Annotated in this window: 8 protein-coding genes; 4 read left to right on the top strand and 4 right to left on the bottom strand. The window is 71.3% G+C overall.

All coding sequences use genetic code 11. From position 1 onward, the window contains the following. On the top strand, nt 1–941 hold a 941-nt coding region (locus IF02_RS0125920), incomplete at its 5' end, for a hypothetical protein (RefSeq protein ID WP_051696541.1). A gap of 30 nt (nt 942–971) precedes the next feature. Here IF02_RS0125920 and IF02_RS0125915 read toward each other — a convergent pair. Beyond that, complete coding sequence (locus IF02_RS0125915) at nt 972–1,403, bottom strand: ArsI/CadI family heavy metal resistance metalloenzyme (protein WP_030160935.1); 432 nt, start codon at nt 1,401–1,403, stop codon at nt 972–974. A gap of 89 nt (nt 1,404–1,492) precedes the next feature. Here IF02_RS0125915 and IF02_RS32710 point away from each other — a divergent pair, with 89 nt between their 5' ends. Then, nucleotides 1,493–1,885: an ArsR/SmtB family transcription factor gene (locus IF02_RS32710; RefSeq protein ID WP_030160934.1), complete on the top strand. Its 393-nt coding sequence runs from the start codon at nt 1,493–1,495 to the stop codon at nt 1,883–1,885. Continuing rightward, nucleotides 1,882–2,301 carry an arsenate reductase ArsC gene (locus IF02_RS0125905; protein ID WP_030160933.1) on the top strand — a complete coding sequence of 140 codons (420 nt, stop codon included), beginning with the start codon at nt 1,882–1,884 and terminating at the stop codon, nt 2,299–2,301. The genes IF02_RS32710 and IF02_RS0125905 overlap by 4 nt, the downstream gene beginning before the upstream one ends. A 138-nt stretch (nt 2,302–2,439) precedes the next feature. On the opposite strand, the gene IF02_RS0125900 is transcribed toward IF02_RS0125905, so the two are convergent. Together IF02_RS0125900 and IF02_RS0125895 are read right to left on the bottom strand one after the other, a co-directional pair. Next, nucleotides 2,440–3,180 carry a class I SAM-dependent methyltransferase gene (locus IF02_RS0125900; RefSeq protein ID WP_030160932.1) on the bottom strand — a complete coding sequence of 247 codons (741 nt, stop codon included), beginning with the start codon at nt 3,178–3,180 and terminating at the stop codon, nt 2,440–2,442. A 160-nt stretch (nt 3,181–3,340) separates the two neighbouring features. Continuing rightward, nucleotides 3,341–4,279: an aminoglycoside phosphotransferase family protein gene (locus tag IF02_RS0125895; RefSeq protein WP_030160929.1), complete on the bottom strand. Its 939-nt coding sequence runs from the start codon at nt 4,277–4,279 to the stop codon at nt 3,341–3,343. A 58-nt stretch (nt 4,280–4,337) separates the two neighbouring features. Here IF02_RS0125895 and IF02_RS0125890 point away from each other — a divergent pair, with 58 nt between their 5' ends. After that, on the top strand, nt 4,338–4,904 hold the full coding sequence (locus IF02_RS0125890; protein WP_030160928.1) for an HD domain-containing protein: 567 nt from the start codon (nt 4,338–4,340) through the stop codon (nt 4,902–4,904). Nucleotides 4,905–5,167: 263 nt separating this feature from the next. Here the strand turns inward: IF02_RS0125890 and IF02_RS0125885 are convergent, their stop codons facing one another. Then, nucleotides 5,168–6,202, bottom strand: coding sequence for an aldo/keto reductase (locus tag IF02_RS0125885; RefSeq protein ID WP_030160927.1), 1,035 nt, complete (start codon nt 6,200–6,202; stop codon nt 5,168–5,170). Between the last annotated feature and the right edge of the window lie 61 nt (nt 6,203–6,263).

The following is a 6,263-nucleotide window of genomic DNA, read 5'->3' as shown; positions in this document are numbered from 1 at the left end:
AGGACGCCGACGCGGGCGGGGGTCCGGCGGGCGGGGCGGGCAGTCCGCCGCCGGCCGGCTGGGCCGGCCAGGGCTCCCCGGTTCCGCCGCAGGGAGCCCCGTACGCCCCGCCGCCGGGTTATCCGTACGGGCAGCAGCCGGGGTACCCGTACGGGTGGGGCCATCCGCACGTTCCGCCGCCGCGCGTCGAGCCGTCGCGGGGCCGGAAGATCCTGCGCGGCCTCTACAACCCCTTCTACGCCGCCCAGTCGGCCTTCCGTCCTTCGCGTCCCGGGATCGTCCACGATCCGGAGGTCCGCAAGCTCCAGCTGTGGCGGACCGCGCTGGGGCTGGTGGCCTGGGTGGGCCTGATGGTCGCCTACAAGGCGGTCGTCAGCGCCGACGACGTCAAGGCCGTGGCGGACGACCGCCTCGACCAGAGCTGGTCCAGCGTCCTGGTGCTGGTCTGCACCTTCCCCGTGGTGGTCGGCGCGTTCGTGGCGGCCGCGCGGGGCGGGTTGCGACGCGTCTACCTGCGACGGGCCCTGCGCTCGCTCGGCGCGGTGCTGGCCATCATGGCCTCCATGGGCACCTCGGCGCTCGCGATGGCGCCGGAGTCGGCGGGGCTCCGGGACGCCGTCGGGCTGCCGGGAAAGATCGTCATCGGGGTGCTGTGTCTGTGGTCGGTCGGTTTCGCCCTCTACGGGATCGGCCTGTCGCTCGTACACGTCTTCCGTACCGCCGACATCCACGAGGTGGTGCCGCCGGTCCTCGCCGGCGTCCTGGTCTGGGAGATGGCGCTCCTGGATGTGGTCACCGGCGCTTACCCCCAGGTCCCGGCGGGCGCCCGGGCGGTCTTCATCCTCGGCGCACCCGTCACCGTCACGGCGCTGTCCTGGTGGGAGATGCACCGGCTGCGCCGCCACCACGGGCTGACGGTCCGTAACGCGCTGGGGCGCTGACGGCCCGACCCTGGACCGTGTGGCCGCCGGTCAGGTGCCGCAGGTGCCGCAGGTGCAGCCGGCCGCGGCGCTCTTGCCGAGGGTGTCGGCGTCGGCCTTGACCACGTACACCTCCCACGGCTCCTTGCCGGGGCCGGTGACCCACACCTTGTCCTGGAGCGCGTAGCAGCAGGAGGTGTCGTTCTCCGCGAACGTCACCAGGCCCGCTTCCTTGAGGCGCTCGGTGGCGGCGTCGACCTCCTCCGTGGACGCGACCTCGACGCCGAGGTGGTCCAGGCGAGTCTCCTCGCCCGCCGCGCCCGCCGCGCCCTCGATGAGGACGAGCTTGAGCGGCGGCTCGGTGACGGCGAAGTTGGCGTAGCCGTCGCGGCGCTTGGCGGGTTCGGTGTTGAAGAGCTTGGAGTAGAAGGCGATCGAGCCTTCGAGGTCGGCGACGCGCAGCGCGAGCTGGACACGGGACATGGCGCTCTCCCATCAGGATGCAGCTTGTATCGACATCTGTCGATACAGTCGACGTTGCCACCTGATTAGACGAGTGTCAACATAGAGCCATGTCGAAACAACCTGGTCTACCGGTGCTCGGGCAGGAAGACGCGGCGTGCTGTGCGCCGATGGTGCGCGAGCCGCTGGGCGAAGCGGCCGCGGCCGAGATGTCGCGGATGTTCAAGGCGCTCTCGGACCCCATCCGCCTGCGGCTGCTGTCGCTGATCGCCTCGTACGCGGGCGGCGAGGCGTGCGTGTGCGACCTGACCGGTCCGTTCGACGTCTCCCAGCCGACGATCTCGCACCACCTCAAGGTGCTGAGGGAGGCCGGGCTGGTCGGCTCGGAGCGGCGCGGCACGTGGGTGTACTACTGGGTGCTGCCCGAGGCCCTGGCCAGGCTGTCCGCGCTGCTGGAGGTTCCTGCCGCGCCCGCCCTCGAAGAAAGCGCCCTGGCCTCATGAGCACCTCCGCGACCCCGTCCGTGCTGTTCGCCTGCGTGCACAACGCCGGCCGCTCCCAGATGGGCGCCGCCTTCCTCACCCACCTCTCCGGGGACCGGGTCCAGGTCCGTTCCGCCGGTTCCGCGCCCGCCGACGCCGTGAACCCGGCCGTGGTGGAGGCCATGGCCGAAGTCGGCATCGACATCTCCGCCGAGACGCCGAAGGTGCTCACCGTCGAGGCGGTGCAGTCCTCCGATGTCGTGATCACGATGGGCTGCGGGGACGCCTGCCCGTACTTCCCCGGCAAGCGGTACCTGGACTGGAAGCTGGCGGACCCGGCCGGGCAGGGCGTGGCGGCCGTACGCCCGATCCGGGACGACATCGAGCGCCGCATCCGCGGCCTGCTCACCGAGCTCGGCATCGAGGCTGCGGCGTGACCGCGGCAGTGACCGCGACCGCGGCCGTGGCCCTTGGGCCGCCGTGGTCCCGCTCCCCGACCGGACCAACGCCGTAACTCCCGGCCGCCCGGCCCCCGCTGGAGCGGGCGCCGGCCGACCGGGTGTCCCTGCTGCGGTTCAGGCGCGGCAGCGGAGCATCTCCAGTGGGGGGTTGGTGTGGAAGTCCGCCCAGAACTCCGCGCCGAACGTGCGCACCCCGGCCTCCGACACCGGGATCGGGACCCAGGTCAGGTCGCTGAATCCGGCCGCCCGCAGGGAGTCCTCGTACACCTCGCGGCGCGGACGGTTCGCGACGAACGAGACCGGCGGGTCGAGGAGCGCGGTGGTGCGGACCTGCGGTCCCGTCTCGACCTCCTCGCCGGTCGGCACGCTCAGGAAGCCGTACTTCTCCGGGGTCGGCCCGTCGAAGCTGAAATCGGGCGACTGGTTGAGCAAGAAGAGCTCGCCGCCCGGCTCCAGGCTCCGGTGCACGGCCCGGCACATCAGCTCCGTGGTGGCGACGTCCGGCGCGTAGTTGAGCAGCTGGACCGCCAGCGCGACGTCGAACCGCCGCTCGAAGGGCCGGAGTTCGGACACGTCGCCCACCTCGTAGCGCACGCCCAGCGGCTCGCGCTCCTCCAGCGCCCGCGCCACGGAGACCATCTCACCGGAGATGTCAATGCCGAGCACCTCCGTGGCGCCGCGCCGCTTGAACTCCCTGCTGTAGAAGCCGGTGCCGGAGGCCAGGTCGAGGATCGACTTGCCGGTCACGTCGCCAACCAGGGCCAGGAAGCCGGGCACCACCGCGTACTGCTCCAGCGGCAGCGCCTTGAAGCCTTCGTACGCCTCGCCGATCTCGTCGTACTGCTGCGCGTTCATCGCGTGTCCTCCCCGTGTGTGGTCATGATCCTCGGTCGCGGACGGCCTGGCCCTCGGGACGCGCCGCGACCTCTGGTTGGCAGTCTCTCCACACCCGGACGGGCCGCCGTACTGGCGGAAACCACGAAGATCCGGACCCAGTCCCGGTCTCCCGTACGGGTCAACGGTCCGTCAGCAGTGCTCTGGCGATGGCCGCCTGGGCCGGATCCATCGAGGTCTCGCCGTCTTCGACGTCCCACAGTGTGTTCTGCAGGACCCGGCCGAGCGTCCACCCGGCGGCGCGCTGCCGGTCGAGCCCGAGCACCTCGGTCATCAGGTCGAAGCGCCGCCGGACCGCCCGTGCGGCATCCCCCGATGCCACCACCTCGTCCCAGCGGTTCCGGAGGGCCGGCATCAGGTCGAAACCGGGGTCTCCGGCGAGGGGTTTGGGATCGATGGCCAGCCATGGCTCCCGTCCGTCGGCGGTGCGGAGGGGAGCCAGGACGTTGTCGTAGTGCAGGTCCCAGTGCAGGAGGCGATCACCCGGCTCGTCGCAGAGCTCCCGCATCGCCGCCGCGCAGTTCTCCGCCAGTCGGCGGTCCGCGGGATCCGCCAGGCGCGTCAGCTCCACCGGCGCCTCTCGAAGCATGGCTGCGGCGACGTCGGCCAGGCGGCGTACTCCGTCGGGGGCCGGAAGGGCGACCAGACGGGACAAGACCTCGGACAGGACCTGCAAGGCAGTCATGTCGTCGTCGACGGCGGCGAGCGAACGGCCGGCGTCGAGGCGCTCCAGCAGCATGGCGCCGGTGCCGGGGTCGGCTTCGAGGAGCGAGACCGCGCCCTTTCCCGCCCATGCGGTCAGGGCCAGGGGTTCGCCCCGCGTCTCTTCGTCCACGGGCTGGAGCTTGAGCACCGCCGAGGTGCCGTCGGCACGGACCACCGGTAGCACGAGAGCGACCACCCCGTGCCGCGGCGCCCCGTCGAGCCGCAGCTCCCAGCGGTCCGAGCAGTCCGCGGCGAGCGCGGGAAGCCCGGCGATCCACGCTTCGCCGCAAGCGCCGGAATGAGCACGGTGAGAGGCGGCGAGAGCCTCTGGGACGTGAATGCGGGAGACGAACACAGCAGCATGCTGTCAGTACCCTGACGCGGTGACGACCAACACCCTCTTGTCGACGGCCATGAGTGGCAGCGCCGATTCGCCGCTGCTCCCGCTACCGGATCGTGTTGCGGAGCTTCTGTCCGAGCTGGGAAGTCCACCGCGGCTGGCGGCTCACCTGCGGGCCGTCCATGATGTCGCGCACCAGCTGGTCGAGTGGGTGGAACACCGCTACCCCGCCGTGGTCTTCGACCGCGAGGCGGTGCTCTTCGGGGCGGCGACGCACGACATCGGAAAGACGGTGCACGTCTCTGAGCTCTCCCGGCCCGGGTCCGCGCATGAGGAGGCGGGGCGGACTCTTCTGCTTGCCCACGGCGTCAGCCCGAAGCTGGCCCGTTTCGCCGAGACGCATGCGTCGTGGACGAACTCGCGTGCCGGTTTGGAAGACCTCTTGGTGAGCCTCGCCGACAAGATCTGGAAGAACAAGCGCGTACCCGACCTGGAGGATCTCGTCGTGGCTCGGCTGGCCGCGGCGACTGGCCGGGCGGCATGGGAGGAGTTCATCGCGCTCGACGAGGTTCTCGCCCGCATCGGCGACGGGGCCGACGGGCGCCTGGCCTTCCAGGCGTCCTTCCCGATCCACGGCTGAGGGCCCAGGGTCCCGGCCGAGACCGGGCACTGGGCAGCCGCCGAGCTCGCCGGCGACCGAGCCGCGACGAATTCCTGGCGCTCACGCGCCGTCCCAGCCGGTCTCGGCAGTCATGGGCGAGCAGGTACCAGAGGCTGCCCGGGGCGACCGGGTGACAGGGCTGCGCGCGGCGGGACACGGTCGCGCCGTGGCGGGTGGTGTGGTCGAAGGTGACGATCTCGTGGTCGCGGCAGGCGACGGCGATGGCGACGGCCTCGCCCGGCCTAGACCACCGGGGGGTTGAGCCGGGCGAAGCCCTCCTGGCGCCGGTACGGGAAGTACGGGTACGGGGCCGGGCGGGTGCTGGCCTCGTCGAGCCGCGCCATCTGCCCGGGGGTGAGCGTCCAGCCGATCGCCCCGAGGTTCTGGCGCAGTTGCTCCTCGTTGCGGGCCCCGATGATGACGGAGGACACCGTCGGCCGTTGCAACAGCCACCGGAGGGCGATCTGCGGGATCGCCTTCCCGGTTTCCTGCGCGATCTCGTCGAGCGCGTCGACCACGCGGTAGAGGTACTCGTCCTCCACCGGCGGCGCGAAGTCGGCGGTGTCGTGCAGCCTGCTGCCGGCGGGGAGCGGTGCGCCGCGGCGGATCTTGCCGGTGAGCCGTCCCCAACCGAGGGGGCTCCAGACGATCGCGCCCATGCCTTGGTCGAGCCCGAGCGGCATCAGTTCCCATTCGTAGTCGCGGCCGATGAGGGAGTAGTACACCTGGTGGGCGACGTAGCGCTCGCGGCCGCGGCGGTCGGCGGTGGCGAGGGACTTCATCGCCTGCCAGCCGGAGAAGTTGGAGATGCCCAGGTGACGGATCTTCCCGGCCCGGACCAGATCGTCCAGCGTGGACAGCACCTCCTCCACCGGCGTGCCGGCGTCGAAGGCGTGCAGCTGGAAGAGGTCGATGTAGTCGGTGTCGAGGCGGCGCAGGGCGTCATCGACGGAAGTGATCAGGCGGGACCGCGAGGTGCCCGCGTCGCCGGGGGCGTCGCCCATCGGCAACCCGGCCTTGGTGGAGATGAGCACCTGGTCCCGGCGCCCCTTGAGGGCGGCTCCCAGCACCTCCTCCGACGCGCCGTCGGAGTAGACGTCGGCGGTGTCGAACATGGTGATCCCGGCGTCGATGCAGATGTCCACGAGGCGGCGCGCCTCTTCCACACCCGTATTGCCCCAGGCACCGAAGAGCGGTCCCCGTCCGCCGAAGGTCCCGGCGCCGAAGCTGAGCGCCGGCACCTGAAGTCCGGAGGCGCCCAGCCGCCTGTACTCCATGTCCTTGAAGTCCTTCGCGTCCTTCGTCTCGTCCATGTCGTTCATCTCGTTCATGACGAAT

The sequence above is a fragment of the Streptomyces sp. NRRL S-244 genome, assembly GCF_000717915.1.
Taxonomy (GTDB): Bacteria; Actinomycetota; Actinomycetes; order Streptomycetales; family Streptomycetaceae; genus Streptomyces.
Note: the sequence above shows the minus strand (reverse complement) of the source record. Positions and strands in the feature narration are given on the sequence as shown.

Coding starts and splice junctions, on each gene's coding strand:
- IF02_RS0125915 (WP_030160935.1), bottom strand. CDS start 1,403: ATGTCCCGTGTCCAGCTCGCGCTGCGCGTCGCCGACCTCGAAGGCTCG.
- IF02_RS32710 (WP_030160934.1), top strand. CDS start 1,493: ATGTCGAAACAACCTGGTCTACCGGTGCTCGGGCAGGAAGACGCGGCG.
- IF02_RS0125905 (WP_030160933.1), top strand. CDS start 1,882: ATGAGCACCTCCGCGACCCCGTCCGTGCTGTTCGCCTGCGTGCACAAC.
- IF02_RS0125900 (WP_030160932.1), bottom strand. CDS start 3,180: ATGAACGCGCAGCAGTACGACGAGATCGGCGAGGCGTACGAAGGCTTC.
- IF02_RS0125890 (WP_030160928.1), top strand. CDS start 4,338: ATGAGTGGCAGCGCCGATTCGCCGCTGCTCCCGCTACCGGATCGTGTT.
- IF02_RS0125885 (WP_030160927.1), bottom strand. CDS start 6,202: ATGGAGTACAGGCGGCTGGGCGCCTCCGGACTTCAGGTGCCGGCGCTC.